The following is a 26,569-nucleotide window of genomic DNA, read 5'->3' as shown; positions in this document are numbered from 1 at the left end:
GAGGAGATCGGCCGTCAGCTCTTGTTGTTGGGTAGCACAGACTGTGTCATCTGCTGACACGGTCTGTATTGTCATACTGTTTTAACCCTGTAGCACGCCTTGTATTAGCTTTAGCTATTAGTTTCTGTCAGATGAAAAAATTCATATATATCAATGTATTGATAGCTTTTTAATAGGTCGGGATAAATGTTGGCCTGTATGTTGCGTTTCTGTCTTATGTGTAGTGGTGGGCTGGCCCGGGTGGGTGAGTCTGCATGATATAGATAGATGGAGAACGAGAAGTGATTAAAATAAAAAAGCTAGCGCTATCCGCATGTATTACCTCAACGATTGCATTGTCGGGTATTACCGCTGTGAATGCATCTTCAGAGAGCCCTAACGACTGGCCGCAATACCATCGAACGTCCGATGCCTGGCGCTACAGTCCATTGGATCAGATTAATGCAGACAACATTAAGAAGTTGAAAGTTGCCTGGATTCATCAACCGGGCGATATCCAGATGGGCCTGCAGGCAACGCCGATCGTGGTTGATGGTATAGCCTACTATATTGGCCCAAACAATAACGTATTTGCCCTTGATGCTGCCACCGGCAAGCAGATCTGGCACTACCAGGCCGATCTGGACGCGATTGTTGATGAGGTGTTCTATGTGGCTGCAAGTCGTGGCGTCACCGTGGGTCATGGCAATGTCTACATCGGCTCTCTTGATGGGCGATTTATCGCGCTGGATCAGAAAACCGGCAAGGAGAAATGGTCAACTCAGATCACCGATCAGGAGAAGTGCTATGGCTGTCTTTTCTCATCTCCTCCTCAGTTGGCGGGTGATGTTCTGTTTGGCGGAACCACCGGTGGTGATCAGCCAACCCAGGGCAAAATCTTTGCGGTTAATGCGATTACCGGCGAAAAGATGTGGACCTTCGATATTCTGAAAAAAGATGATCCTAAGAGCTGGCCGGGAGATTCCGGTGAGGTGGGCGGTAGTGGTGCCTGGTTGCCGGGTACCTATGATGAAAAAACTGACACCATCTTTATCGGTACTTCCAATGCAGCTCCCGATTTCTACGGTGCTGAGCGCGAAGGCGACAACAAATACAGTGCCAGCTTGCTGGCGATTGAGCCGAAGACCGGTAAGTTGAAGTGGGCCTACCAGGAGATTCCTCACGATGTCTGGGATTACGATTCCGCCTATGAAGCTCTGAGCCTGAACGTTAACGGCAAAGATGTGTTAGTACATCTGAACAAAAGTGGTTATGTGTTTGTCCTGGAGAAGGATACCGGTAAGGTTGAGAATGTCTGGCCGCTGGCAGAAAACATCAATTTCGTGAAAGGGATCGATCCGAAAACCGGTGAGCTGATCGGTCGGGTGGATATGCCTGAAGGCAAAGAAACGACCATCTGCCCTTATCTTTTGGGGGCCCGCAGCTGGAATCATGGCGCCTATAACCCCAACACCGGTCTCTGGTACACCAACGCAATGGAGGTGTGCAACATAGTTGTTCCGGCCCCTCAGGAACATGAGAATGTCGGTATTGCCGGACTTTATCTGGGGGTCAGTAAGCTGGTGGCGGTTCCGCCTCCGGGTAAAAAAGCCTCAGCCCGACTGGATGCCCGCGACCCTATTACCGGCAGGTTGAAATGGTCTGTTGACTATCCACTGCCGGGGTTGGGTAGCGTTCTGACCACTGGTGGCAACCTTGTTTTCAATGGCGACCCCTACGGCGTAATCCATGGTTATAACGCCGAGAATGGTAAAGAGATCTGGAACTTCAATGCTGGCTCCGGAATTCGTGGCGGTATTGTCAGTTACTCCGTCAATGGCAAGCAGTACATTCTGGCGGCCACCGGTTTTGGTTCTCATGCACCAGGCTTTATGGCCAGTGCTTTCCCTGAAGTCAGCGGATTACCCGGCGGTGCAGCACTGGTCGCATTCACGCTGGAAGACTAGTTAGTTCCGCATTGGGGGTTGTGGCGTTGTCGCAGCCCCCTTTTTTCCAGTTTATTTAGTGGGAGAGAGTTGTTATGTCAGTTAATTTATTCAGACCGATCCGGTATAGCGTTTTTGCTATCGCACTGCTTAGTGGCGTCGCCTATGCGGTGGCACCACCGGTGACCGGGGGAGAAAAAAGAGCAGATAAAAAAAATCAGGAAGACCCTGAATACGTAGCCGAAATGAAGGCGAAAGTGTTCAGTAAAGAGGCGATATCGGTAGCTAATGGTGAGCATCGTTTCAACCAGACCTGCGTGTACTGCCATGGCTATAAAGGCTCCGGTGGTAAAGCAAAGATGTTGCAGGGGCGTGATTTTGATGCGGATTATCTCTTTAAAACCATTACCAAAGGGAAAAAGCGTGGTTCACTCGTGATGCCACCCTGGAAAAGGACATTCACCCCAGAAGAGCGTTGGGAGTTGGTGACCTATATCCTGTCTTTAAGTGAAGAAAAATAGTTACCGGCAAAACAGTGAGGTCTGATATGAGTACAAAAATAAAAAGACTGACGCCCCAATTTTCTGAATTACTGAGCTCTGTCGTTATCGGCTTTATGACCGCAGTGATTATCGTTGTCAGTCCGGTTGCGAGTGCGCAGACATTAAGTGAGATCCGGGCCAGAGGTGAAATTAATCTGTGTGCTCATCCTGAACAGATGCCTTTCTCCAGACGGGCGGATAAGCCGGAAGGTTTTCAGATCGATATAGCCAGAGCGGTGGCTGAAAAGTTAGACGTATCGCTGAATGTGTCCTGGATATTTTCTAAGCGGCAGGCTAAAAAAGTGGGCTGTGATTTTTATGCCGGGGTTGCCCGGTTTAAAGAGGGGGATTCCAAATACCTGCTGATCTCAGACCCCTATCTGCGCTTAGAGTTTAAGCTGGTCACTCTGGATAAAGGGTCTGTTATCAGTGATATCGACGATCTTAAACCGCTGGTGGTTGGGGTTTCGCCAGGCAGTATCGCTTCCGGTGCATTAGTCCACAACCATATCAGTATCGCTGTGCGTTTTCAGGATGAAGCCAGCCGTTTGCAAGCACTGGCAGATGGACTGATTGATGCGGCGGTAGTGACTAATGTATCTGCGGGTTGGTTCCAGGAGAATCTGGGTAAACTGCGGCAATATGATGCAGAGAATATCTTACATGCAGATCTGAATTATGACTATGCGCTGGGGTTGAGGAGGTCAGATGAAGACTCACGGAATGGTTTCAATCAGTTGCTGGCTGAGATGAAGTCAGATGGGGCTCTATCGAACATCCTGGCTCGATATGGACTGCAATAACGATTTTCAGTGCCTCACTGTTTGTGACCTCTGTTTCTGCTTACCCAAGGCAGAGTTTGGAGCGCCTTATTCGCGCTCCTTTTTTGCATTCTGTCTTCGCCGTATAAGATGGTTTGGATGAGATATTGTCGCTGACAAATGTGGTGAGTTCTTGTTGATTGATGCAGGAGAGCGGGAAGGGGCTCTCAGATAGGGGAAATCTAATCACCGTAAGGAGCGACTTTCCCCTAAGGGGCAAAAATACTGAGTTTCAATGAATGTATGCTATATTGGACTGAGGTGTTTTGGTGCCAAAGTATAGTTTTTTAAAAGATAAAAAGGAGTAGTTTAGGGTTATTGTGGGGTTGTACAACTTGACACTAAATAAATATAAAAATGACCCTTGTCTGACGCTGAATTGCAAAGACAGGGAGTGAACAGGTGAATAGATGTCTTCAAATACAGGTTATTCTGATAAGAATGCGAAGTCTGTAACCATACAGGGGCCAGGTGAGAGCGGTACTGATAAGTATATACAGAGCTCATGGCAGCGCTGTCGTGATCAATACAAAATGTCCCCGGACACCAATGTTGAGCTGGTCTCGCTTTCAGAGTCTGAAGTCAGGCAGCGTCGGGAACCGATGGAAAAACTTCTGAGTGATTCCGAAGAGGTTTTTGATAAGATCAGAACGGTTTCCAAACAGAGTGGTTATGCGGTTCTGATAACGAATACCGAAGGTGTGGTGGTTAAGTCCTATGCCGATTCCAATATCAGTCATGATCTTGAACAAAAAGGATTGCGCCAGGGAACTCTGTGGTCAGAAAAGATTGTCGGCACCAATGGCCTGGGAACCTGTTTAACCGAGTGCAGGCCGGTCACCGTATTCGCTAAAGAACATTACGGTTTCAACCTGCATAATTTCAGTTGCTCCGCAGCGCCGTTAATCTCGCCGGATGGCACTCCTTTTGGTGCGCTGGATATCTCTACCTATGCCTCAGGAAACCGGCTTTATCAGGCTTTAGCACTCAACCTTGTATGTGAGACCGCTGACGAGATAGAGGCGATTGTTTTTAAAAATGCCTATGCTAATCAACGTGTTATTAGTTTGTCATTCTCTCCCTACCGGCCTGAGACAAACGCTCTTATCGCGGTGAACGATAGCGATACCATTATCGCTGCGACCACACCGCTGCTACTGACATTGGGGTGTCGGGACCGTTATGAGTTAGTGGGACGCAAATTTCAGGAAGCGTTCAGCCAGAATTTAGAGCAACTGGAGTCAGCGGGTGTTGTCGAACTTTTTGTCCGGATTAGTGATAAACCAGTAAAACTTTATGCGGCCTGGTTACACAACTCAGCGTTTGAATCGCAGCTGAAAGCCTCTCAGGGGACGGTGTCTAAAAGCTCAGGATCTACTAGTGACATTGCTAAAAGAGCGGTCTCTGGTGATCAGGCTTGCGATACCCCTCTTTTTCACGCTGCCGGAGAAGAGCCTCAGCTGTTGAAGCAAGCCAGTCGCTGCCAGCGTATGGTTAACAAAGGTATCAGTATCCTGCTTCAGGGTGAAACCGGCACCGGGAAGGAGGTGTGGGCCCGTGCGCTACATGAAAGCAGTGATCGTGCAGACAAGCCGTTTATCACGCTTAACTGTGCCGCGATTCCTGAATCGTTGATTGAGAGTGAGTTGTTTGGCTATGGTGCCGGTACTTTTACAGGTGGTTTGAAAGCTGGCAAGGTGGGTAAAATACAGGCCAGTAATGGCGGAACTCTGTTTCTTGATGAAATCGGTGATATGCCGATTGAGCTGCAGGCCAGCCTGCTAAGAGTACTTGCTGAAAGTGAGATCATTCCGTTGGGTGAGGTTAACCCGGTAAAGGTCAGCCTGAATGTAATCTGTGCGACCCACCGTGACTTGAAAGAGCTGGTTAGCAGTGGTGAATTCCGCGAAGATCTGTTTTACCGCATCAGCGGTTTTCAGATCGCTTTGCCAAGCCTGCGTGAGCGGGAAGATAAACCGGTTATTATCGAGAAGGTTCTGCGTGCTCTGTGCATGGATGAAGATAATGCTGACAATGTGCAGGTTACTCCGGATGCTTTAGAAGTGCTCTGCCGGTATCAGTGGCCCGGCAATATCCGCCAGTTGAAAAATGTACTCCAGTATGCAATGTGTATGCGTGAGGGGGATCTGATTCAGGTTGATGATCTTCCTGATGAGGTGTTTGCCGCGCCTGTAGTGATTGGCCACCAATCCGATCAGTTCGCCTATGCTCCGCCGTCACGGATGGTATCGATGTCAGGAGGTGCACAAAGTGAAGCTGTTTCTGCAAGGCAGGAACTGTCAGAAAAGGAAGAGTTAGAGCTGGTATTGAAGCAAAACCGCTGGGTGGTCACCCGGGCGGCCAAAGCGCTGGGCATTAGTCGTTCAACATTACACCGCAAGATAAAAAAATATAATCTTTTTATCGATAATAATGCTGATGAGTTAGATTCTCTGGTGTAACCCTGTGTGATTTCCCCATCTGAAAACCATGCTCCTTTGCATGGTTTTTTTTGTTCTTTATAAACCGGGCAGTGAGGTGCAGTTGATAAGCCTCAATGGTTTGACTCAGAGTGTCGCATGTTGACCGATCAGAGTGTTGCTTCGGGTCTGTTTTCATCAAAAAGCTTATTCTTAACTCATAAAAATCAAAGTCTTATATTATGGCTTGGTTATTGCTTTTGTATTTGGTGAGCATTTAGCCAGGCTTACTGGCTGAATGACTGACAGTCAGCCTACAGAAGAATAACAATGAAAATTCAGATTCTTGGTTCCGCAGCGGGCGGCGGCTTTCCCCAGTGGAACTGTAACTGCCGTAACTGTGCCGGCTATCGGGCCGGAACCCTCAATGCCAGATCCCGGACTCAGTCATCCATCGCTGTGAGTGCCAACGGTGAAGACTGGATTCTGTTTAATGCCTCGCCGGATATTCGCCAGCAGCTGGCTGATTTTGCGCCGATGCAACCGAATCGAAAGATTCGTGATACCGGCATTGCGGCGATTGTCTTCATCGACAGCCAGATTGACCATACCACCGGTCTACTGATGCTGCGTGAAGGCTGCCCCCATGAGGTCTGGTGCACCGATATGGTGTATCAGGATCTGACCACCGGTTTCCCCATCTTTAAGATGCTGGAACACTGGAATGGCGGCATCAAACGCAACCGAATTCCCGTTGAGGGATCGGTAGAAGAGGGCACCAACACCTTTGTGATCCCTCAGGTACCCGAACTGAAACTGACAGCGGTCGCGCTGCTCAGCAGTGCACCACCCTATTCACCGCATCGCAACGATCCCCACCCAGGGGACAATATAGGTATCCTGATAGAAGATACCCGCAGCGGGAAAACTCTGTTCTATGCCCCTGGTCTCGGCCAGATTGAACCCCATCTCAAACCGATTATGAAAGACGCGGACTGTTTGCTGGTTGACGGCACCATCTGGCGCGACGATGAGCTGATCACCTCCGGTGTTGGCGACAAGCTTGGCGTCACCATGGGCCATCTGGCGCAGTCCCGTAATGACGAAACCGGTAAGGGTGGCATGATCGACTTTCTGGATACGCTGGATAAGCCCCGGAAAGTGCTGATCCACATTAACAATACCAATCCGATACTGGATGAAGACTCACCGGAACGGGCCGAAGTGGAAGCCCACGGTATCGAAGTCTCCTGGGACGGAATGGGTATAGAACTCTGAGAGGTTTTACCATGAATGCACAGATGAACGAAGCCGGTAAAAAGCAGGATCAGCCACCTATGAGCCGGGACGAATTTGAACAGGCGCTGCGGGCCAAAAGCGCCTTCTATCATACTCAGCACCCTTACCATATCGCCATGTACAACGGCAGCTGCACTAAGGAACAGATTCAGGGCTGGGTGGCTAACCGGTTTTATTATCAGATCTCCATTCCGGTGAAAGATGCCGCGATTATGGCCAACTGTCCCGACCGGGAAGTGCGCCGTCACTGGGTGCAGCGGGTGCTGGATCATGATGGTTATGATGGCGCCGTGGGCGGCATCGAAGCCTGGTTGCAACTGGGTGAAGCGGTGGGTCTGACCCGCGAAGAGATCCTCTCTGAGGAACACGTGCTGCCGGGGGTTCGTTTTGCGGTGGATGCCTATGTCAATTTTGCCCGCCGGGCCGACTGGCATGAAGCGGCCAGTTCCTCTCTGACAGAACTGTTTGCACCGACGATCCATCAGAACCGTCTGGATACCTGGCCGGGACACTACCCCTGGATTAAAGAGGATGGCTATCAGTATTTCCGTAACCGTCTGACAGAAGCCCGTCGCGATGTGATACATGGGCTGGAGATCACGCTGGATTACTACAAAACCCGCGAGCAGCAGGAACGGATGCTCAACATCCTGCAGTTTAAACTGGATGTCCTCTGGACCATGCTGGATTCGATGACCATGGCGTATGAACTGAATCGTCCGCCGTATCACACCGTCACCGACGAGAAGGTCTACCATAAAGGTTTGTTTGCATGAGCAGTGCAGACCAGACGGCTGCGATAACCCTGGAATCGGTACCTGCGCTGAATCGCATGTTCCGCTTCCAGTGGGAGAAAGCGCAGGACTGTTACGTACTGCTCTATCCCGAGGGGATGGTTAAACTGAACGGCCCCGCCGGTGAAGTGCTGGCGCTGGTCGATGGTCAGCGAACTGCAGCGGATATTATCCAGACACTGCAGGCGAAGTTCCCCGATGCCGAGGGGATCGACCGGGATATTCTGGATTTTTTAGGAGACGCCCGTGAGCAACTCTGGATCAGCCTGTAACGGTCAGCCTTCACAGGCGCCCTCTTTAAGCAGTGTCCCAGGCCACGGCCAGCCGCTCTGGTTGCTGGCCGAACTGACCTATAAGTGTCCGTTGCAGTGCCCTTACTGTTCGAACCCTCTCGACTTCGCTGAGGTGGGTGCTGAACTGACCACTGAGCAATGGCTTGATGTTTTCCGTCAGGGGCGTGAGCTGGGGGCGGTTCAGCTGGGCTTTTCCGGTGGTGAACCACTGGTGCGTCAGGACCTGATTGAGCTTATCACTGGTGCCCACAAGATGGGTTACTACACTAACCTGATCACCTCGGGAGTTGGACTGAATGAAGGGAAGATTGCGGGTTTGCATGAGGCGGGTCTTGATCATATTCAGGTCAGCTTCCAGGCAGCAGATCCCGAAGTCAACAACCTGCTGGCGGGGTCAGAAAAAGCGTTTAAGCAGAAGTTAAAAATGGCTCGGGAAGTGAAAGCTCAGGGGTACCCCATGGTGCTTAACTTTGTGACTCACCGGCATAATATCGATCGGATCGACCGCATTATCGAACTCGGTGTCGAGCTTGAAGCGGATTACGTTGAGCTGGCCACCTGCCAATACTATGGTTGGGCCTTTGACAATATTAAACAGCTTCTTCCCACCCATGAACAGCTGAAAAGGGCTGAACGGATCACCAATCAATACCGTGAACAACTGGCAGCAGCGGGCAATCCGATCAAGTTGATTTTTGTCACACCGGATTACTATGAAGAGCGGCCTAAAAAGTGTATGAACGGATGGGGACAGGTGTTTCTGACGGTTACCCCGGATGGCACTGCGCTGCCGTGTCACAGTGCGCGGATGCTACCGATCGAGTTTCCTAATGTTATCGATATGCCGTTGCAGAAGATCTGGGATGAGAGTTCCGGATTCAATCATTTCCGTGGCGATAGCTGGATGGAGGAGCCCTGTCTCAGTTGTGATGAAAAGGAAAAAGATTTTGGCGGCTGTCATTGTCAGGCTTATATGCTGACTGGCGATATGCATAACGCGGATCCGGTGTGTGCGAAGTCGGAACATCATGAATTGATACTCAGTGCCCGAGCAATGGCTGAAACGGTGGCCGGTAATCCTGCCGATCTTCTCTACCGAAATGAGCGTAACTCGCGGATTATTACGACCGATAGACTGCTTAAATTCTCCCGGGACTAAGGCAAAAAGCCGTTCTCAGAACGGCTTTTTCAGGATGAGATCTGTATCCGGATCAGACCGGGAACACGACATTGCACTGACCGGTGCCAGAGCTTGGGAAGTACTCGGTCATGACTTCGGCGCAACCTTCATATTTGTCCCAGCCCAGCAGGCCAAACAGCATCGCTGTATCATGCATACCGCCTTCTCCAGAACAGTCCTGAGCATACTTCGGCAGCAGGTCGAGAAACGCTTTGGTTTGACCCTTTTTCCACATATCCATCACCATCAGGTCGATCTCCTGATTCAATGGCTCGCTGATCTTGAACATATAGTCGCCAACCACTTTATTCGGTGGGATCCGGTGTGACAGCGAGCCGCTGGCGAGGAACGCCACCCGTTTATCGGACTTGTTGATCGCCTCAAGAATCGCTTCGCCGACCTGTTTCGATTCCTCCAGATCTGCGTCATACATCCAGCCGGCAATCGAAACCACTTTAATATCGTTGCCAACGCCGAGGTAGCGCAGGGGAACCAGGGTGCCATATTGCAGCTGAAGGGTTTCAACTTCATGGTGGCAGAGGGTGGTAACGCCGTTGTTGGTGGCGATCTCGGCAATCTGCTGCCCCAGTTCAGGGTCGCCGGTGTGACTGTATTCCATATTATTGAGGAAGTGGGGGAACTCGGTGCTGGTAAACACCCCGGACATCTCTGGCTTCGCATTGATATGAAAACCGGCATTCACCAGCCAGTGGGTATCTGAAATCACGATAGTATCGACTTTACGTTCACGGCACATATCACCGATACGGCGCAGTCCCTGAATCGCCGATTCACGAATACCGTGCAGTGGCCCCTCCTGCTCAGAGATAAACATTGAAGGCACATGTGTCACTTTTGCTGCCAGAACCAATTCGCCCATAACTCACCTCAATACATTGTTGTTATTTGATTTGTTAAACGGAAGTCATTTCCATAGAAAGCGAGTATAGGTGGCAGCAGTGAATCGCCTTTGCCATTTAAAGCAAAGCTTTTACCATTTAAAACAAGGGGGATCTGTATAGCGCATTTTAACCACAGAGAACACAGAGAACACAGAGGGAAAAGATTTAATTAGCTACCTGTAGTAGGAGGCGCGCCCCCGCGGCGATGAGTTAGATTGATGCTACCTGAAAGCTTATCGTGACGGGTAGCCAGAGGACATGCCAGCGTTGCTCCCACAAGCTTGTCCGGTGTCAGGCAGGGCATCGGGCATTTCTACCACAGAGAACACAGAGAACACAGAGGGAAAAGATTTAATTAGCTACCTGTAGTAGGAGGCGCGCCCCTGCGGCGATGAGTTAGATTGATGCTACCTGAAAGCTTATCGTGACGGGTAGCCAGAGGACATGCCAGCGTTGCTCCCACAAGCTTGTCCGGTGTCAGGCAGGGCATCGGGCATTTCTACCACAGAGAACACCGAGAACACAGAGGGAAAAGATTTAATTAGCTACCTGTAGTAGGAGGCGCGCCCCCGCGGCGATGAGTTAGATTGATGCTACCTGAAAGCTTATCGTGACGGGTAGCCAGAGGACATGCCAGCGTTGCTCCCACAAGCTTGTCCGGTGTCAGGCAGGGCATCGGGCATTTTAACCACAGAGAACACAGAGAACACAGAGGGAAAAGATTTAATTAGCTACCTGTAGTAGGAGGCGCGCCCCCGCGGCGATGAGTTAGATTGATGCTACCTGAAAGCTTATCGTGACGGGTACCCAGAGGGCATGCCAGCGTTGCTCCCACAAGCTTGTCCGGTGTCAGAAAGGGCATCGGGCATTTTTTACCAGTATCCAAAGGGCATGCTAAGGGCACAGAGCTCACTGAGAAAAACGGTTAAGAAGATCTTAAAGATTTATCTCTGTGTCCTCGGTGCCCTCTGTGGTGAACCGTTTTTTAAAGAAGCCTGGTCTGGAACGCGGTTATAGTTTTTACCACGGGCGTACTGAGATAAGCGGTTAAGAAGATCTTAAAGATTTATCTCTGTGTCCTCGGTGTACTCTGTGGTGAACCGTTTTCTTAAAGGTGACGGTTGCGGAAGGCGGTTGGGGTTTCTCCGGTCCAGCGCTTGAAAGCCCGGTTCAGATGGGCGGGGTCGGAGAAACCCAGCGAGTAGGCGATCTGGGTAATACTCTGGCGGGAATACTGCAAATATTTACGCGCCAGCTCTTCACGGATCTGATCCCGCAGTGTCTGGATGGTGGTACCGGATTGGGTGAGTTTGTACTGCAGTGTTCTGGGCACCATGTTCAGCTCGTTTGCCACCGCTTCCAGCGTCGTCAGTCCCAGCGGCATCAGATCGATCAGGGCGATACGCACCCGGCCACAAAGATCGGCCATCTGTAAGCGCTGCAGATAGTCCTCAACCAGTTTATCGTTCTGTTCAGCCAGCAGAGTATTGCCCGTTGGCAGCTCTTTATTCAGGGTGTCTGCACTCAGCACTAAGCGATTTTCAGACGCACCAAACGAGACAGGGCACTGGAAATAGCTTTCCCATAATGCCGGGTTAACCGGCGCCTCACGGGTGAAGCTAACCAATTGGGGGGCGAAACGCTGATCCGACATATCGCGGAACATTTTTACCACTGCGCCGAGAAAATAGTCGACCCCTTCAGCGGCAACCAGCGGCCGGTTGTCAGACTGACGCACCTGCATGCAGAAGTGGAAGCTTAGGGGATCGGCTTTATCCAGCGAGAGGTTGCAGCCATCATTGAGTAATACTTCAAAGCGCACCATGCGCTTGAGTGCATCGAGCAGACTGTGACTGGCCCACAAAGAGAAGCCCAGGGCATGAAAGGTGGTGGGGCAGACATAGCGGGCAACCTGTAAGCCGATATCCTCCTGGCCGGTTTCTGTTAACGCCAGCGCCCAGAGTGCACGGGTATGGTCAGCACTAAAGCGCACATCGGTATCACTCATCCGGGATATATCCACGCCCGCCGCGCGCAGAAGCTCATCGCCATTATAGCCAAGAGAATCCAGGGCGCGACCAACGGCCACAGACCAGCCCCCCACGACAGTGGATGACTGTTTGTTGTTGATCTGCAGATGTTGATGTCGTTGGTCGTTGCTGTTATTCATCAGATTACAAATAGCTCAAAGACGTAAATGGATAATAAGCCAGTCAATCCTAAGGATACCGTCTATCGCCCCGGTGCGGATAGCATTTCTCTCAGAGCGGTTATCAGACAGTCTGATTGTATGATCTACTACCGTGATGTCGCTCTATTTTCTGCACTGTATTATCAAAAAGAAGCTAAAATGGTGTTGTTTTATCTTTAGTTGCTGAAGTTATTCTTCTATTGTGAGAATATTGCGTTTATTGGGCCCTTCATAGGGTAGATAGATTATTACAAAGCTGAGTGTGTTGTTTTACATTTGCAACGCACCATACTGAAAGGAGGCAAGATGACAAGCCTTAGCAAGATGCTGAATGTATTGAATATGTTTGGCCCGGATTCGCTGCTGTTAGATGTGGATTCAATTGCCGATGGCATGGGGCTTTCACGGGCGACGGCCTATCGCTATGTAAAAGAGTTGTGCGAATCAGGGTTGCTGAGCCGGGTGGATGGGCAGTATACCCTGGGTCCCAGAATCATTGAGCTGGACTGGATGATGCGTCGCTATGATCCGTTGCTCTCAAATGGGCGAGAGATCATTTCTGAGCTGTGTAAGACCACCGGCCTTAATGTCTATATCAGTGTCTTTTACGACGGACATATCATTAATACCTATATTAATTCTCCTGATACAGAGTATGGTTTTTCGTTTGGCCGGGGGCAGCCGTTGCCTTTATTTAAAGGGGCTCAGTCTAAAGTGCTGGTGTCCTATCAAAAGGGCCGCAAGCTGAAAAAGTTGTTTTATGAAGCGATAGAGAACAGCGCTGAGTATGACTTTACCTGGAAGAGTTTTTCCCAGGTAACCCGTTCAATTCGTCAGGATGGTTACTGCATTACCCATGATGAACTGAACTCCGGGCTGACCGGTATTGCCGCGCCGATTATCAAGCCGGGGACAGAGGATATTCTGGGCAGTATCGCAGCAGTAGGGGGAACATCCAGTTTTCAGTTACTCCGGCATGAAGCGGTGATTGAGCTGGTAAAAAGTGCGGCGAATCGCATTGCGGCCAGGATTGTTTCGTCAGAGTCTGATAAAGAAACAGCTGCAGAAACGGTTTCTTAAAGGCTTTAATTAGCAGAAGAAAAAAGGCTAACCCGATATCGGGTTAGCCTGAAATTACTGGCGGGTTTGCCAGTAGGAGATCAACCGTTGCGTCGCGTTGGATATGCGTTTAGTTAACGCTACTGAAAGCAGTCTCCAGTGCCGCAGCCATCTTATCGGCTTCCTCAATGGTCAGGGTCAGAGGAGGGGAAAGGATAATCTTCGTGCCCACCGGGCGCACCAGTACGCCGTTCTGTTTGGCCGCTTCAGCGATGCGGTTAGCATAGCCATCCATCGGATTGACCGGCTCACGGGTTGCTTTATCAACCACCAGATCAAGCGCCAGCATCAAACCTTTCCCACGCACTTCACCCAGATGCGCAAACTTTTCAACCAATGGTAGTAAGGCCTCTTTCAGATGCGCACCGACTTTTTTCGCATTACCCGGCAGATCCTCTTTCTCGACAATATCGAGCACGGCCAGTGCTGCCGCACAGGCGGTCGGGTGGCCGGAATAGGTGTAGCCATGCATGATCATGCCGCTGAAGTCCTGGCTGTTTTCGATAGCATCGGTAATCCGCTTATTGAAAACAGTTGCCCCCAATGGGATATAACCGGCAGAGATCCCTTTTGCCAGACAGAGAATATCAGGCACCACACCCCATCCCCGTGACCCCAGCATGCAGCCGGAGCGACCGAAACCGGTGACCACTTCATCGGCGATCAGCAGAATGTTGTACTTGTTCAGCAGCTCGCGTACGGCTGGCCAATAGCTATCGGGCGGCACTATAACACCGCCAGCGCCCTGAACCGGCTCGGCAATAAACGCAGCAAAACTATCGGGACCATGAAACTGGATCTGCTCTTCCAGCTGGCGGATACAGTGTTTAGTCAGCTGTTCAGGGTCTTCACAATCCCAGGGGTTGCGATACAACCAGGGGGTATCCACCTGCACGCAACCCGCCAGCAGCGGGCCGTGGTTCATATGGTAGACATTATTACCGCCAACTGAGGTACCGCCCATGTGCACACCGTGGTACGCATTACGCAGGGAGATAAACTTGGTGCGCTTCGGCTCACCCGCCGCAATCCAGTATTGACGGGATAGTTTCAGAGCCGTCTCAACCGCATCGGAACCACCGCTGCTGAACAGCACCCGGGACATATCCTCTGGCTGAAACATCTCGATCAGTTTATCAGCAAGATCGTATACCCGGGGGTGAGCGATACCATCGAACATCTGGTAATACGCCAGCTCGTCCATCTGCTTGTTAATGGCGGCTTTGACTTCGACACGATTGTGGCCAATATTGACGTTCCACAGGCCGCCAACGCCATCCAGCAGTCGATTGTTATCAACATCTGTGACGTAGTTGCCATCGGAAGAGGTAATAATCAGAGTGTCTCCATTATTACCGGGTGTGGGCGGCCCCATTGGGTGCCAGAAACGCTTCTGAGCGGTTTTATATTTTTCAAACATTGCCAATACCTGCTAATTATTTCTTAATGTGCACGACTTGCATCGCTGTATATTCGAGTAAACCTTCCAGACCAAACTCGACCCCAAAGCCTGACATCTTGCAGCCGCCGAAAGGCACATTGGGCTGAATCTCCGCATGGGTGTTAACAAAGGTGGTGCCACACTCAAGGCGGGAAGCGATGGTGGTTGCCTCGTTGGTATCCGGCCCCCAGACCGAACCATCAAGTCCCATATCAATACCGTTGGCCATCTCGATGGCATTTTCAACGTCGGCGTACTTAATCACCGGCAGTACCGGGCCGAACTGCTCTTCCTGCACCAGAGGCGCTTCATTTGAGATGTCGGCGACAATGGTTGGCGGATAGAAATAGCCGACCTGATCCAGTGGCGCTCCCCCGCAAAGAATGCGTGCGCCCCGGGTTTTAGCGTCTTCGACTAACCCGGTAACCAGATCCAGCTGATCCTTGTTTTGCACCGGGCCGAAGTTCACACCTTCGTCCATACCGTTGCCGACGACCTGCTGTTTAGCAATATCAGCCAGGGCAGCACTCATCTCTTCATAAAGTGACTCATGAACGTAGAGACGCTTCAGCGCGCCACAGGTCTGCCCCATATTGAGGAATGCCGCGCCAAAGATGGCGGGTGCAACGTTGCTAACATCGGTGCCCGGAAGAACGATAGCGGCATCGTTGCCACCCAGTTCCAGCGTCAGACGTTTGAGGTTATCTGCGGCATTACGCATTACCGATTGTCCGGTTGGTGTGGAGCCGGTGAAGACAATCTTATTAATACCCGGGTGAGCGGTGATACCGCTGCCGATACCCCGTTCTCCGGTAATGATATTGATAACACCGGCAGGCAGGTGGTTGTTGATGATTTCGACCAGCTTAATGGTGCTCAGCGGGGTCAGTCCGGAGGGCTTGCTGATCACCGTGTTCCCGGTGCGCAGGGCAGGCATGATATGCCAGATGGCGATCATGAAGGGCCAGTTCCATGGCGTAATTGAGGCCACCACACCCAGCGGTTTACGGTGACCCTCTATCAGTTTATCTTCTGTATCTTCAAAGACTTCAACGGGAATCTCCGTTTCAGCCGTGTAGCGGGTCCAGGCGATACCGCCCTCGACTTCACCAATCGCCAGACCAAACGGTTTTCCCTGTTCAGCAACGATCAGTGCTGCCAGTTCATCACGGTTTGCGGCAATCTCGTCAGCAATACGGTGCAGAATCGCTTTACGCTCTTCATGGGAGACATGCTGCCAGCTCTTGAAAGCGCGTTGCGCTGCCTGTACAGCCAGGTCTAACTGCTCTGTGGTGCCGTTGGCACAGGTCGCCACCGTTTCCAGTGTCGCCGGGTTGATCACTTTGAACGGTTCGCAGGCACCTTCAACCCACTGACCATCGATAAGTAATTTGTAGTTGTTCATCTACTTCCACCTGCTTGTAAAAAGGGCCGGGACGTTAATCCCGGCCAGGGTTGCATTTTCTGATGAAGGGGGTATCAGAAAGGTACAATCGCGATAACCTGCATGTAAGTATTGGTGTTGTCGTTACCCTGAGAGCTGTTGGCGTTATCCGGAGTATAGAAGCCCAGAACCGGGCTGATAATCAGATGATCAGCGGCGACCCATTCCGCCCAGATATTCAGCTCGTTACCTGAGACATCAAAGTTCTGGTTCGCAACATCAACACCATTTTTATCTTCAAAATCAAAGTAGCCCGCACCCACTGTCAACATCTCCGTTGGATGAGCGGTGACACCCAGATAGTTGATATCGGTACCGGTGGCAAACGGGCCAGCATAGTTTGCTGCCACTTCACCCTGAAACCAGGTACCGTAACCACGGTTGAAACCAAAGAACAGCGGGTCATAGCCCTCATCATAACGGGTGAAACGGTAGTTAACACTTGGGGCCCATGGCGCATCAGCAAATGTCCAGCCCGCTTCTACATACCAGGCATTGGCGTCCATTGAGTTATCGCCTTGAGTCTGATCAACATATTCTGTTGACAGGAACAGGTTTTCGACACCGGCATTACCCTGATAACGAACGCTGACTGTTTTCTGGCCATCACGTTTGTCATGACCGAAGAAGGCAGCCTGATCTGCGTCTACGCCCAGGCCTTTGAGATACATTGCACCGAAGGTGCCTTTTTCCGTTACGTATTCAACGTTAGCTCCTGCCAGTTCAGTGCTGGCCTGAGCCTGGTTGTCTGATTCGACCCAAAAGATATCTGAACGCAGACCGGTATCACCGCCGATCCGAACCATCACGGTTTTATCAAACGCTTTGCGCGGTGCCAGCCAGTATGCACCACCCCGGTCAGGCTCTACATCAAATGGTGTTCCGGCAATGACAGGGTCCAGGCCTTTACCCATGTTCAGGGCATCACCATTCATAATAAAGCCGTCACCGATAGTGATATTCTGGCGACCCACAGAAATTTCAAACATCCCGGTACGCAGTCCGGCAAACAGATCTTCAATCTCTGTTTTGCTTTCGTCGCCTGTGGTTACGCCACTGGCATCACCATCACCCCAGGTACCGGATGTCACGGCATTCACTGAACCGAACAGCGTTGCGCCATTATTAAGGTCATGGGAACCACTGAAACCATACTTAATATAGCCTTCCTGCCAGGTAGGATTTGACTCTGAATTGCCGTATGTCTCATCACTGCTGAAGGTGCCAATAGTTGCTTCAACATCCAGGTTCAGCTCAGAACCGTTTTCACTATAAAGAGGGTAAGCCTGGCTGGTGGCCGATGCGCTGGCAAGGGCAATGCTTGCGGCAAGCAGGGAAACTTTCTTGGCGTTGCTGGTAAGGTTCATCAGACCGTTACTCCTTCCTGTATTTTTCGTTTTTATTACATTATTTGTAACTCTGCATATAAAAATACGTTAATATTGCAAATAATCAAGCATAATTCTCATATTGCGATAATATTGCTTATATATTTATATTTATTTGCGTTCGAGCGGTGTCTTTTTAGTTAATTTAAGAAAAATGTTGAATATGAGATTATTATTATGTAGATTTGGTTATCAAAGTCTCATAATATGAGATAGATAATGTTTGGAGTTGATCTATGAATGGTGCGGAACTGCTAATAAAGGCAGCTGTTGAGGCTGATATTGAGTATTGCTTTGCAAACCCGGGTACCACTGAGATGCCACTGGTTGCAGCAATGGAGAGTGAGCCTCGCTTCCGGCCAGTGCTCACGATGTTTGAGGGCGTATGTACGGGCGCCGCTGATGGCTATGGCCGTGTTACCGGGCGTCCGGCGATGACGCTGACACATCTGGGGCCAGGTTTCGCTAACGGTATTGCCAATCTGCATAACGCCCGCCGGGCGAATACCCCGATTGTCAACGTTGTCGGCGATCATGCCTCATGGCATGTGAATTATGATCCACCGCTGGCAAGCGATATTCACTCTCTGGCCAATCCTGTATCGAAGTGGGTTCGCACCTCTAAAACGGCTGAAAGTGTGGCCGCGGATTTTGTTGATGCCGTTAATGCTGCCTGGCAGCCATTCGGTGCCATTTCTACCCTGGTGCTGCCGATGGATCTGCAGGCAAAGCCGATTGAGAATCCGCTGGCTGCAGGTCATGTAAACGCCCCCGTGCGCCGTTTTTTCAGCGATGGCGTTGATGCGGTTGCGAAGAAGATTAAAGCCGGTAAGCGGCTGGTGTTCATCGTCGGTGATAACGGCGTCACCGAAGCGGGCCTCAGAGCCGCTGGCCGTCTGGCACAGCTGCCCAACGTTAAGATGTTCGCTGAAACCTTCCCGCGTATCAGTCATCGCGGCGGTGGCCTGCCGGATCTAGATCGTCTGCCATATTTCCCGGAAGTGGCTATTAAAGAGCTGGATCAGTATGACGAAGTGGTATGCGCCGGAGTGCCTGAACCGATCTCTTACTTTGGTTATGAAGGTTTGCCCTCCCGTCTGGCGGAACAGGACCGGCTGGTGGTGCTGGCTGAGGTGGGTCATGACGTGGTCGGTGCCATGGAAGCGCTGGCGGATGCGGTTTCAGCGCCCGCTTTTGTTGAACTTCAGGGTGAACTGGTCATGCCGGATGCGGATGCAGAACTAACACCGCAGTCCATTGGTCAGGTGGTTTCTGCCGGTCTGCCCCATGACTGTATCGTCTCTGTTGAGGGTGGCACCTGTGGTTATCCCTTTTTTACCGCGTCAGCCCATGCGGTTAAACACCGGGTGATTACTAATACCGGGGGCGCTATCGGTCAGGGTATTCCTGCGGGCTTTGGTGCTGCCCTGGCCGAGCGGGGTAACACCGTTATCTGTCTGCAGTCCGATGGCAGTGCTCAATACACTATCCAGACGCTGTGGAGTATCGCCCGGGAAAATCTGCCGGTGGTTATTCTGATTGCGGCTAACCATCGCTACGGCATTCTGCAAAACGAATTGCGGCGTTACGGTGTCACTGAGTTTGGCCCCCAGTCGCTGTCGCTGACTGAGCTGGATAAGCCAAAAGTGGACTGGCAGTCACTGGCGAAAGCCTATGGTGTTGACTCGACGGCAGTGAAAACCAATGCGGAACTGGCGCGGGCCATGAAGACTGGAACGGGTTCGAAGGCCCCGTTCCTCATTGAGATGTGTCTGTAAGGAGAGAGTTGTGGCTGTTGTAACGATTAATTCGGACGTTGAACGCTTTCTGGCGCAACCAAAAAAACTCTATATCGGTGGCGAGTGGGTTGCGGCCAGTTCCGGGGCAACCTTTGAGATCGAAAACCCGGCGAATAAGCAGGTGTTTGCTCACTGTGCTACCGCGGTGGAAGCGGATATTGATGCGGCGGTGCAGGCCGCGCGCGATGCCTTTAACGGTGAATGGTCAACGGTTCAGCCTGCTCAGCGTTCGATTCTGATGAACCGGCTGGCGGCACTGATGGAAGCGGACAGCGACAATCTGGCGCAGATTCTGACGCTGGATAATGGTAAGACGCTGCTACATGCCAAGGGTGAGATCGCTGCGGCGCTGGCTATTCTGCGCTACTTTGCGGGCTGGCCTTCTAAGATAGAGGGCAGCACGCTGCCGGTTTCACCCCGCAGTGGGGCACCGATGTTTGCCTATACGCGCAAAGAGGCGGTTGGTGTCTGTGCCCTGATTGTTCCCTGGAACTTCCCCCTGTCGATGTGTTTGTGGAAATTGGCACCAGCCCTGGCGACCGGTTGTACTTCGGTGTTGAAGCCTTCGGAAACAACACCGCTGGCGGCGTTGCGACTGGCAGAGTTGTTTGATCAGGCGGGCTTCCCGAAAGGGGTGTTTAACGTTGTTACCGGCTTCGGTGACCGGGCAGGTGCACCGCTGGCGGCGCACAATGATGTCGATAAGATCGCTTTCACCGGTTCGACTCAGGTGGGCAAGATGATTGGTCAGGCGGCTCTGGGGAATATGAAAAAAGTCTCCCTCGAACTGGGCGGTAAGTCACCCAACATCATTATGCCGGATGCGGATATTGTCCGAGCAGCACAGGGGGCAGCAGACGGTATCTTTTACAACCAGGGGCAGGTGTGTACCGCCGCTTCGCGTCTCTATGTCCATGACAGCGTACTGGATCAGACCCTCGAACAGCTGGCTAAACACGGTTCTGGTTATGTGGTGGGTAATGGCCTGGATAGCGACACCACCATCGGCCCGCTGGTGTCTGCGGCTCAGCATGGCATCGTCAGTAATTACATTGCAAAAGCGGTGCAGGAGGGGGCTGAACTGATCTGTGGTGGTCAGGCGCCTGCCGGAATGGACCATGGGCATTATATGCAGCCCACGGTGTTTCTGGATAAAGCGGAGCAGACCTGTATCGCCCGGGAAGAGATTTTTGGACCGGTAGTCACCGTGATGAGCTGGTCGGATACCGATGAACTGATCCATCGGGCCAATAACAGTGACTTTGGTCTCGCAGCCGGTGTCTGGACGAATAATCTGCAGAATGCTCATCGCATTGCGGCCCAGCTGAAAGCCGGGTCGGTTTATGTGAATTGTTGGAATGTGGTCGATCCAGCTGCGCCGTTCGGCGGTTATAAGCAGTCTGGCTGGGGTCGGGAGATGGGGAAAAATGTTATCGATGCTTACACCGAAACAAAGAGTGTTTTCGTGGACCTGTCGTAATAAGAGTTGAGGAATTTAAGATGGATTTAGAACTAAAAGATCGCGTTGCTATTGTCACCGGTGGCGGTATGGGTATCGGTAAAGATGTGGCCCGTTTCCTGGCGGAAGAGGGGTGTGATGTGGTGATCTGTGCCCGGACGATGTCGGTGCTGGAAGCCACTGCTGCGGAAATTTCAGAAGCAACCGGCCGTCGTGTGTTGCCGCTGTTCTGCGATACCAACAGCGATGATGCGGTAAACGCCATGGTGGAGAAAACCATCGAGGCATTTGGCCGGGTTGATATTCTGGTGAATGGCGCGGCGGCACCGTCCGGTGTGGTTCGCAACTCCATTGAGTTTGCCGGTGCCGATGAGCTGCTGGGCGATATGAACACCAAAGTCATCGGTTACTTCCGCTGTGCTAAAGCGGTCACTCCACACATGAAGAAGGCAGGCTTTGGTCGCATCATCAATATTGGGGGGCTGACCGGACGTAGCAGCAAGGTGATGTCGGGTATGCGTAACCTGGCCATCGTACATATGACCAAGAACCTGTCTGACCAGTTGGGGCCTTTCGGGATTACCTGCAACATCATTCACCCGGGTGTTGTGGATACCCCTCACATCCATGAACTGTATGAGCGTGAAGGGGTCTTGCAGGGTAAAACCCCTGCCGAGATTGAACAGGGCTATATCGATGTCACACCGATCAAGCGGACACTGCAGCCGGTAGAAATGGGCTGGCTGATCGCCTTCCTGGCGTCTCCGAAGGCGGGAGCGGTTACCGGCGAGTCAATCGGTATCGATGGTGGTTTAACCCGCGGTATCTTTATCTAGGAGGCATGAACATGAGTGGAACATTATTAGTTGCAACGGCCGGCCAGGGCGTTATTAAAAGTGGTGATAACGGTCAGACCTGGCACCGTCTGAGTCTGGGGCAGGATATCGAATTTGATGCGATAACCCGCTCTCTGGACATGCATCCCGATGAGCCGGAAAAGATCTATATAGGCACCGATACCGGTTTGTGTATCAGTGATGATGCGGGGGCCAATTGGAAGCACGTTGAAACCCCGTTCAATGGTGAGACGGTATGGAAGGTGGCGGTTGATCCGGCTAACCCTCAGCGGGTCTTTGTCGGTACCGGCGCGCCTTCACGTGCAGTGCTGTGGCGCACCACCGATGGCTGCAAAACCTGGGATCGTGCACCGGTTGAGATTCCTGAGTTCTGTGCCGGGGTTAACAAGCCGCGCCTGCTGGCGTTCTCTTATGACCCGACCGACGCCAACAAGCTGTGGTTTGGTCTGGAAGAGGGTGGCCTGTTCAAGAGTGTGGATGGTGGTGACAGCTGGGAACGGATCGATGACCGTCTGCTGTGGGACTATAACTCCGATATCCACAATATCAATGTCCTGCCTAATCATGGCAATAAGGTGGTTGTGGTTGTTTGTGTTAACGCCATTTACACCAGCCACGATGAGGGGATGACCTGGAAGGGTGTCAATCCTAAATCCGCTTTTGGTTTGTATTACGCCCGGGCGACTGCGGTACCTCATGGTTCCGAAGATACTATCTATGTCAGTATCTCCGATGGCACACCGGGAACCACCAGTCAGCTTGTTGTCTCTCGCGATGCGGGCGAGAGCTGGGAAAAACTGCCACTGCCGGTGCAGCCTAACTCCTGTATCTGGGGTATCCATGTGAATCCTGCCAACCCGGAACAGATTGTTATGGGCTGCAAGTATGGGCACCTGTTTACCAGTGATAAAGCCGGTCTCTCCTGGAAGAAAGAGTGGCGTGAATTCAGTGAGATCGCTGATGTTCTCTGGACCCCCGCTCAGGCTGAAATTGCGGTTGCTCACCAATCTGTTATCAACCCGTAAACCGAGGTAGATATGAAAATTAAAGTAAACAGAACCCATATTGCCCTGTTCGTGACTGATCCTGAAACGTCAGCTGCATGGTATGAAGATGTCCTGCAGATGGAACGTATGGCCTGCAATGGTAACGACTGGATCATGATGGGGTTTGGTGAAAAACATCATGATATCGCTCTGATCAAAGCCCCGGCGGGATCTGCCCAGGGCACTCTGGGTCTGCAGCACTACGGCCTGGAGATCGACGGGGATGAAACCATCCTGCGTACTCTGTACGGCATGTTACTGACGAAGAAGGTGAACGTTGTAAAAACCACCGATCATGAGATTGGCCGGGGGGTTTACTTTACCGATCCTGATGGTAACCGGCTGGAGTTCTTTCTGGAAACAGAACACGACGATGAACTGGCCAAACAGCGGTTTAAAGCAGCCAATGCGCCCAGCCGGGAGATTGTTCTTGAGCCAATATTTGAATAATTGTTAGTCACTAATGTTTAGTTGTTAATTGTGAAGGTAATCGTAATGAAAGACGCTAATTTTGGGCCATACCATATCCGTAAGTGGTTCAGTTTCTACGAAGAAACCCTGGCAAATGAAACCGGTATTCTGGCTGATGGTGAGCCGGTTAAGAAATATGTTATTGCTGCTGCCATCCAGAATCCGTTTGCGGGTCAGTTCAGTGAAGATCTGTCTGCGTTGATTGAAAACTCTCCGGAGCTGGGTCACGAGTTTGGTCGACGTATCAAAGAACTGGCCGGCGATAACCCTATTGTCAGCTACGGCAAAGCGATTCTGGTTGGTGCTGATGGTGAGTATGAACACGGTAACGCGTTTCTGACTAACCCCGCTGCAGACCCGGTGCGTGACGCCCTGGGTGGTGGTAAGTCGTGGGTGCCTTCAACGGGCAAGATCGGCGGCCCGGGTGCTACGCTTGATGTGCCGCTGGCGCATAAGGATGCCCTCTATGTGCGTTCACATTATGACTCTATCTCGGTCTCATTTAATGATGCGCCCCGTAACGACGAGGTGTTGATTGTGTGGGCATTTGCAACCCGTGGTCGCCTGCATGCACGTTTGGGTGGGCTGAAAGCGGAAGACGCTAAATGCGAAAACGGTCTGGTGTAAGACGGTTCCACAAACAGAGTTTTTAGTTATAGCGTAAACAGAGGTGTCCGATGGCCCCAAGCAGTCATTTCTTTAACAGTGGCGATCTGAAACTGCACTACCTACAGTGGGGTGATCCGCAGGGAATTCCGGTGGTGATGTTGCATGGTTTAAGGGGGTTTGCAGAAACCTGGCAGGAACTTGTCACTGCACTGGGTGATCAGTATCGCTGTTTTGCGCTGGATCAGCGGGGCCGGGGGGAGAGTGACTGGGGGCCTGTCAGTGGCTATCACACCGATACCTATGTGGAAGACCTGAACGCTTTCATCGGTCACCTGGGGCTTGATCGGTTTATTCTGATCGGCCATTCGTTGGGCGGCACCAATGCCCTCGAATATACCCGGCAATACCCCGACAAGGTGCAACTGCTGGTGATTGAAGATATCGGTCCGGGGTCTTCCAACCGGGGTGACGGTGCTGAGCGTATCCGTCGGGAGATGCGCAATACTCCGTTATCTTTTGCCTCTTGGGAAGAGGCTGAAAGGTTCTGGCGCAGCAGCCGTCCCAATCTGACAGAGGAGGCGCTCGCTGCCCGGCTTAAGTTTTCCCTGCGGGAGCAGGATGGAAGAGTAACCTGGAAGCATGATCAGCAAGGCATTGCTGAAGCGCGTCTGACGATTGAGCCGATCGATCTCTGGCCCGCTGTTAACGCCATACGAATTCCCTCTCTGCTGGTGAAGGGAGGTAATTCAGATTTTCTGCCAGCCGCGACGGTAAAAGAGGTTATTGAAAAGAACCCGTGCTTTAGCGCTGTGACCGTCGATAACGCCAGCCATTACGTTCATGACGATCAGCCTGAGAAGTTTAATGAGGCCGTAGTGCGTTTTGTACAGAGCGCTTCGGTTTAAAAAATAAGAGAGAGACTATTCTGATGGAAACACAAAAAACACAGGTTGTTATTGTTGGTGGTGGGCCTAACGGCATCACGCTGGCGAACTACATGGGCATGTACGGTATTCAGACCGTTGTGCTTGAAGCGTCGGAAGAGATTCTGCCATATCCCCGTGCCGTTGGCATGGATGATGAGGCGATGCGGGTACTGCAGGGAGCTGGACTGGCGGATGAAGCGATCAAGGACATGATCCGCAACGTGCCACTGCGTTACTACAACGCCCGTGGTGTTTGCTTTGCCGAGGTGAAGCCGAAGACTGCGCAATATGGCTGGCCGATGCGCAACATTTTTATGCAGCAACTGACCGAAGCCACGATGCGCGAGGGGCTACAGCGCTTTGATAATGTTGATCTGCGCCTGGGTCACACTATGGAGTCCATCTCTCAGACTGATGATCGGGTGACCCTTGAGGTCACGGATAATACGGGCAAGGCCTACACACTGGAAGCGGACTTTGTGGTGGCATCAGACGGTGCCCGTTCTGAGGTGCGCAAGCAGCTGGAGATCGGTTATACCGGCATCACTCACGAAGCGAAATGGGTTGTGGTGGATGCCGCGAATGATAAGCTCAATGCCCCCTATACGGCGTTGCATGCGGATCCTTCACGCCCGTTTGTCTGTATCTATCTGCCCTATCAGTACCGTCGCTGGGAGTTCATGCTGTTCCCCCATGAGAATGAGGAGGAGATGTGTCAGGAGGAGGTGATCCGCAAACTGATCCGGGGTCATATCGGCGATGACGTGGATGATCTGGATATCGTGCGGATTCGTGCGTATACCCATAACTCCCGGGTGGCGGACACCTTTACCAAAGGGCGGGTAATGCTCTGTGGTGATGCTGCCCACATTACACCGCCCTGGGCGGGTCAGGGGCTGAACTCCGGTCTGCGTGATGTGGTGAACATCGCCTGGAAGGTTGCCGCTGCCGCTAAAGGACGCATCCCTGTCAGTGTGCTTAACACCTATGATCAGGAACGTCGGGGCCATGCCACCGATCTGATCGCCCTGGCTGACAATATGGGCGCGGTGCTGGGGATGACGAACCCGATTCTGGCCGGTATCCGAGACTGGATCTTCAAGGCGTCAGACTCAGTGGATAACCTGCGCGAGCATCTGGTTGAGTTTAAGTTCAAGCCGAAGGCTCATATCACCAAAGGCATTGTTCATCACGAAGCGGATGAGATCTATCCTGACAGTCTGGTGGGCCAGCTGTTTATTCAGCCGGACGTTGAAACGGCTGATGGCAGCCGGGAGAAATTCGATGAGGTGCAGGGCCCCTGGTTCTCGGTAATCGGCTTCCGTACTAACCCGCTGGCCAACGTTTCCGAAGAGAATAAAGCGTTCTGGGCAGGTCTGGACACCCGTTATATTCAGGTGAATCGCTCCAAAAGTGGTTTTAGCTATCATGAGCGCTTGCAGGCCGAGGGCGTGGTCAGTGTTGAAGATGTTGACCATACGCTGGAGGACTGGTTTACCGCCGCGCGGGATAAGATTGTTATCGTCCGACCGGACCGGTTTGTTGCTGCAATCTGCTCGCCTTCCCGGTTGAATGAAGCTCTGGATGCCCTGCGTAAACAGTTGAGCTAATTTTTCGGGGCCGCAGTAAGGCATCTTCGCTGC

Annotated in this window: 22 protein-coding genes; 17 read left to right on the top strand and 5 right to left on the bottom strand. The window is 51.8% G+C overall.

Annotation, left to right across the window (positions count from 1 at the left end):
* Window positions 1-281: 281 nt before the first annotated feature.
* The 8 genes from OCU43_RS17200 to pqqE all read left to right on the top strand — a co-directional run bounded on the left by OCU43_RS17200 (window position 282) and on the right by pqqE (window position 9,253).
* Entirely contained in the window at window positions 282-1,946 is a 1,665-nt protein-coding gene (locus OCU43_RS17200; protein ID WP_217647419.1) for a pyrroloquinoline quinone-dependent dehydrogenase, read from the top strand.
* Window positions 1,947-2,020: 74 nt separating this feature from the next.
* Entirely contained in the window at window positions 2,021-2,446 is a 426-nt protein-coding gene (locus OCU43_RS17195) for a c-type cytochrome (protein WP_091357250.1), read from the top strand.
* A gap of 26 nt (window positions 2,447-2,472) precedes the next feature.
* Window positions 2,473-3,270: a substrate-binding periplasmic protein gene (locus OCU43_RS17190; RefSeq protein ID WP_091357246.1), complete on the top strand. Its 798-nt coding sequence runs from the start codon at window positions 2,473-2,475 to the stop codon at window positions 3,268-3,270.
* A 428-nt stretch (window positions 3,271-3,698) separates the two neighbouring features.
* Window positions 3,699-5,750 carry a sigma-54-dependent Fis family transcriptional regulator gene (locus tag OCU43_RS17185; protein WP_091357243.1) on the top strand — a complete coding sequence of 684 codons (2,052 nt, stop codon included), beginning with the start codon at window positions 3,699-3,701 and terminating at the stop codon, window positions 5,748-5,750.
* 288 nt (window positions 5,751-6,038) lie between these two features.
* Window positions 6,039-6,986, top strand: coding sequence for a pyrroloquinoline quinone biosynthesis protein PqqB (gene pqqB, locus OCU43_RS17180; RefSeq protein WP_261832944.1), 948 nt, complete (start codon window positions 6,039-6,041; stop codon window positions 6,984-6,986).
* An 11-nt stretch (window positions 6,987-6,997) separates the two neighbouring features.
* On the top strand, window positions 6,998-7,783 hold the full coding sequence (gene pqqC / locus OCU43_RS17175; RefSeq protein WP_261832943.1) for a pyrroloquinoline-quinone synthase PqqC: 786 nt from the start codon (window positions 6,998-7,000) through the stop codon (window positions 7,781-7,783).
* Window positions 7,780-8,073 (top strand): pyrroloquinoline quinone biosynthesis peptide chaperone PqqD, encoded by a 294-nt coding sequence (gene pqqD / locus OCU43_RS17170; RefSeq protein WP_091357944.1) that lies wholly within the window; start codon window positions 7,780-7,782, stop codon window positions 8,071-8,073. The genes pqqC and pqqD overlap by 4 nt, the downstream gene beginning before the upstream one ends.
* Window positions 8,048-9,253 carry a pyrroloquinoline quinone biosynthesis protein PqqE gene (gene pqqE / locus OCU43_RS17165; protein WP_091362285.1) on the top strand — a complete coding sequence of 402 codons (1,206 nt, stop codon included), beginning with the start codon at window positions 8,048-8,050 and terminating at the stop codon, window positions 9,251-9,253. The genes pqqD and pqqE overlap by 26 nt, the downstream gene beginning before the upstream one ends.
* Window positions 9,254-9,305: 52 nt before the next feature.
* Here the strand turns inward: pqqE and hpaD are convergent, their stop codons facing one another.
* Window positions 9,306-10,154 (bottom strand): 3,4-dihydroxyphenylacetate 2,3-dioxygenase, encoded by an 849-nt coding sequence (gene hpaD / locus OCU43_RS17160; protein ID WP_091362286.1) that lies wholly within the window; start codon window positions 10,152-10,154, stop codon window positions 9,306-9,308.
* Between the two features lie 1,130 nt (window positions 10,155-11,284).
* Complete coding sequence (locus OCU43_RS17155) at window positions 11,285-12,346, bottom strand: AraC family transcriptional regulator (RefSeq protein WP_091359224.1); 1,062 nt, start codon at window positions 12,344-12,346, stop codon at window positions 11,285-11,287.
* 327 nt (window positions 12,347-12,673) lie between these two features.
* On the opposite strand from OCU43_RS17155, the gene OCU43_RS17150 reads away from it, so the two are divergent.
* Complete coding sequence (locus OCU43_RS17150) at window positions 12,674-13,447, top strand: IclR family transcriptional regulator (protein ID WP_091359227.1); 774 nt, start codon at window positions 12,674-12,676, stop codon at window positions 13,445-13,447.
* Between the two features lie 109 nt (window positions 13,448-13,556).
* Here OCU43_RS17150 and OCU43_RS17145 read toward each other — a convergent pair whose 3' ends face one another.
* The 3 genes from OCU43_RS17145 to OCU43_RS17135 form a co-directional block, all read right to left on the bottom strand.
* Window positions 13,557-14,906, bottom strand: a complete 1,350-nt coding sequence (locus OCU43_RS17145) for an aminotransferase class III-fold pyridoxal phosphate-dependent enzyme (protein ID WP_091359230.1) — start codon at window positions 14,904-14,906, stop codon at window positions 13,557-13,559.
* Between the two features lie 16 nt (window positions 14,907-14,922).
* Window positions 14,923-16,332: an aldehyde dehydrogenase family protein gene (locus OCU43_RS17140; protein WP_091359233.1), complete on the bottom strand. Its 1,410-nt coding sequence runs from the start codon at window positions 16,330-16,332 to the stop codon at window positions 14,923-14,925.
* A 74-nt stretch (window positions 16,333-16,406) separates the two neighbouring features.
* Window positions 16,407-17,738, bottom strand: a complete 1,332-nt coding sequence (locus OCU43_RS17135; protein ID WP_091359236.1) for an alginate export family protein — start codon at window positions 17,736-17,738, stop codon at window positions 16,407-16,409.
* Between the two features lie 257 nt (window positions 17,739-17,995).
* Here OCU43_RS17135 and OCU43_RS17130 point away from each other — a divergent pair, with 257 nt between their 5' ends.
* Genes OCU43_RS17130 through OCU43_RS17095 form a run of 8 tightly spaced genes read left to right on the top strand, consistent with a single transcriptional unit; the run spans window position 17,996 to window position 26,536 of the window.
* Window positions 17,996-19,537, top strand: coding sequence for an acetolactate synthase large subunit (locus tag OCU43_RS17130; RefSeq protein ID WP_091359239.1), 1,542 nt, complete (start codon window positions 17,996-17,998; stop codon window positions 19,535-19,537).
* A 10-nt stretch (window positions 19,538-19,547) separates the two neighbouring features.
* Window positions 19,548-21,038, top strand: coding sequence for an aldehyde dehydrogenase family protein (locus OCU43_RS17125; RefSeq protein ID WP_091359242.1), 1,491 nt, complete (start codon window positions 19,548-19,550; stop codon window positions 21,036-21,038).
* A gap of 20 nt (window positions 21,039-21,058) precedes the next feature.
* Window positions 21,059-21,853: an SDR family NAD(P)-dependent oxidoreductase gene (locus OCU43_RS17120; RefSeq protein ID WP_091359245.1), complete on the top strand. Its 795-nt coding sequence runs from the start codon at window positions 21,059-21,061 to the stop codon at window positions 21,851-21,853.
* Window positions 21,854-21,864: 11 nt separating this feature from the next.
* The gene (locus OCU43_RS17115) at window positions 21,865-22,899 is read left to right on the top strand and encodes a VPS10 domain-containing protein (RefSeq protein ID WP_091359248.1); all 1,035 of its coding nucleotides are present in this window, start codon (window positions 21,865-21,867) and stop codon (window positions 22,897-22,899) included.
* A gap of 12 nt (window positions 22,900-22,911) precedes the next feature.
* Window positions 22,912-23,370 carry a VOC family protein gene (locus OCU43_RS17110; RefSeq protein WP_091359251.1) on the top strand — a complete coding sequence of 153 codons (459 nt, stop codon included), beginning with the start codon at window positions 22,912-22,914 and terminating at the stop codon, window positions 23,368-23,370.
* A 45-nt stretch (window positions 23,371-23,415) separates the two neighbouring features.
* Window positions 23,416-24,018: an amino acid synthesis family protein gene (locus tag OCU43_RS17105; RefSeq protein WP_091359254.1), complete on the top strand. Its 603-nt coding sequence runs from the start codon at window positions 23,416-23,418 to the stop codon at window positions 24,016-24,018.
* Between the two features lie 50 nt (window positions 24,019-24,068).
* Window positions 24,069-24,905 (top strand): alpha/beta fold hydrolase, encoded by an 837-nt coding sequence (locus tag OCU43_RS17100; RefSeq protein ID WP_091359257.1) that lies wholly within the window; start codon window positions 24,069-24,071, stop codon window positions 24,903-24,905.
* A gap of 23 nt (window positions 24,906-24,928) precedes the next feature.
* Complete coding sequence (locus tag OCU43_RS17095; protein ID WP_091359259.1) at window positions 24,929-26,536, top strand: bifunctional 3-(3-hydroxy-phenyl)propionate/3-hydroxycinnamic acid hydroxylase; 1,608 nt, start codon at window positions 24,929-24,931, stop codon at window positions 26,534-26,536.
* The last annotated feature ends 33 nt before the right edge of the window (window positions 26,537-26,569 follow it).

It is taken from the genome of Amphritea atlantica (genome assembly GCF_024347255.1).
Lineage (GTDB): Bacteria > Pseudomonadota > Gammaproteobacteria > Pseudomonadales > Balneatricaceae > Amphritea > Amphritea atlantica.
The sequence above is the reverse complement of the archived record's forward strand: the minus strand, read 5'-3'. Positions and strand labels throughout refer to the sequence as shown.

Coding starts and splice junctions, on each gene's coding strand:
- OCU43_RS17155 (WP_091359224.1), bottom strand. CDS start 12,346: ATGAATAACAGCAACGACCAACGACATCAACATCTGCAGATCAACAAC.
- pqqD (WP_091357944.1), top strand. CDS start 7,780: ATGAGCAGTGCAGACCAGACGGCTGCGATAACCCTGGAATCGGTACCT.
- OCU43_RS17095 (WP_091359259.1), top strand. CDS start 24,929: ATGGAAACACAAAAAACACAGGTTGTTATTGTTGGTGGTGGGCCTAAC.
- OCU43_RS17140 (WP_091359233.1), bottom strand. CDS start 16,332: ATGAACAACTACAAATTACTTATCGATGGTCAGTGGGTTGAAGGTGCC.
- OCU43_RS17120 (WP_091359245.1), top strand. CDS start 21,059: ATGGATTTAGAACTAAAAGATCGCGTTGCTATTGTCACCGGTGGCGGT.
- OCU43_RS17185 (WP_091357243.1), top strand. CDS start 3,699: ATGTCTTCAAATACAGGTTATTCTGATAAGAATGCGAAGTCTGTAACC.
- OCU43_RS17115 (WP_091359248.1), top strand. CDS start 21,865: ATGAGTGGAACATTATTAGTTGCAACGGCCGGCCAGGGCGTTATTAAA.
- OCU43_RS17110 (WP_091359251.1), top strand. CDS start 22,912: ATGAAAATTAAAGTAAACAGAACCCATATTGCCCTGTTCGTGACTGAT.
- pqqB (WP_261832944.1), top strand. CDS start 6,039: ATGAAAATTCAGATTCTTGGTTCCGCAGCGGGCGGCGGCTTTCCCCAG.
- pqqC (WP_261832943.1), top strand. CDS start 6,998: ATGAATGCACAGATGAACGAAGCCGGTAAAAAGCAGGATCAGCCACCT.
- OCU43_RS17190 (WP_091357246.1), top strand. CDS start 2,473: ATGAGTACAAAAATAAAAAGACTGACGCCCCAATTTTCTGAATTACTG.
- OCU43_RS17135 (WP_091359236.1), bottom strand. CDS start 17,738: ATGAACCTTACCAGCAACGCCAAGAAAGTTTCCCTGCTTGCCGCAAGC.
- OCU43_RS17130 (WP_091359239.1), top strand. CDS start 17,996: ATGAATGGTGCGGAACTGCTAATAAAGGCAGCTGTTGAGGCTGATATT.
- OCU43_RS17145 (WP_091359230.1), bottom strand. CDS start 14,906: ATGTTTGAAAAATATAAAACCGCTCAGAAGCGTTTCTGGCACCCAATG.
- OCU43_RS17105 (WP_091359254.1), top strand. CDS start 23,416: ATGAAAGACGCTAATTTTGGGCCATACCATATCCGTAAGTGGTTCAGT.
- OCU43_RS17195 (WP_091357250.1), top strand. CDS start 2,021: ATGTCAGTTAATTTATTCAGACCGATCCGGTATAGCGTTTTTGCTATC.
- OCU43_RS17150 (WP_091359227.1), top strand. CDS start 12,674: ATGACAAGCCTTAGCAAGATGCTGAATGTATTGAATATGTTTGGCCCG.
- hpaD (WP_091362286.1), bottom strand. CDS start 10,154: ATGGGCGAATTGGTTCTGGCAGCAAAAGTGACACATGTGCCTTCAATG.
- OCU43_RS17100 (WP_091359257.1), top strand. CDS start 24,069: ATGGCCCCAAGCAGTCATTTCTTTAACAGTGGCGATCTGAAACTGCAC.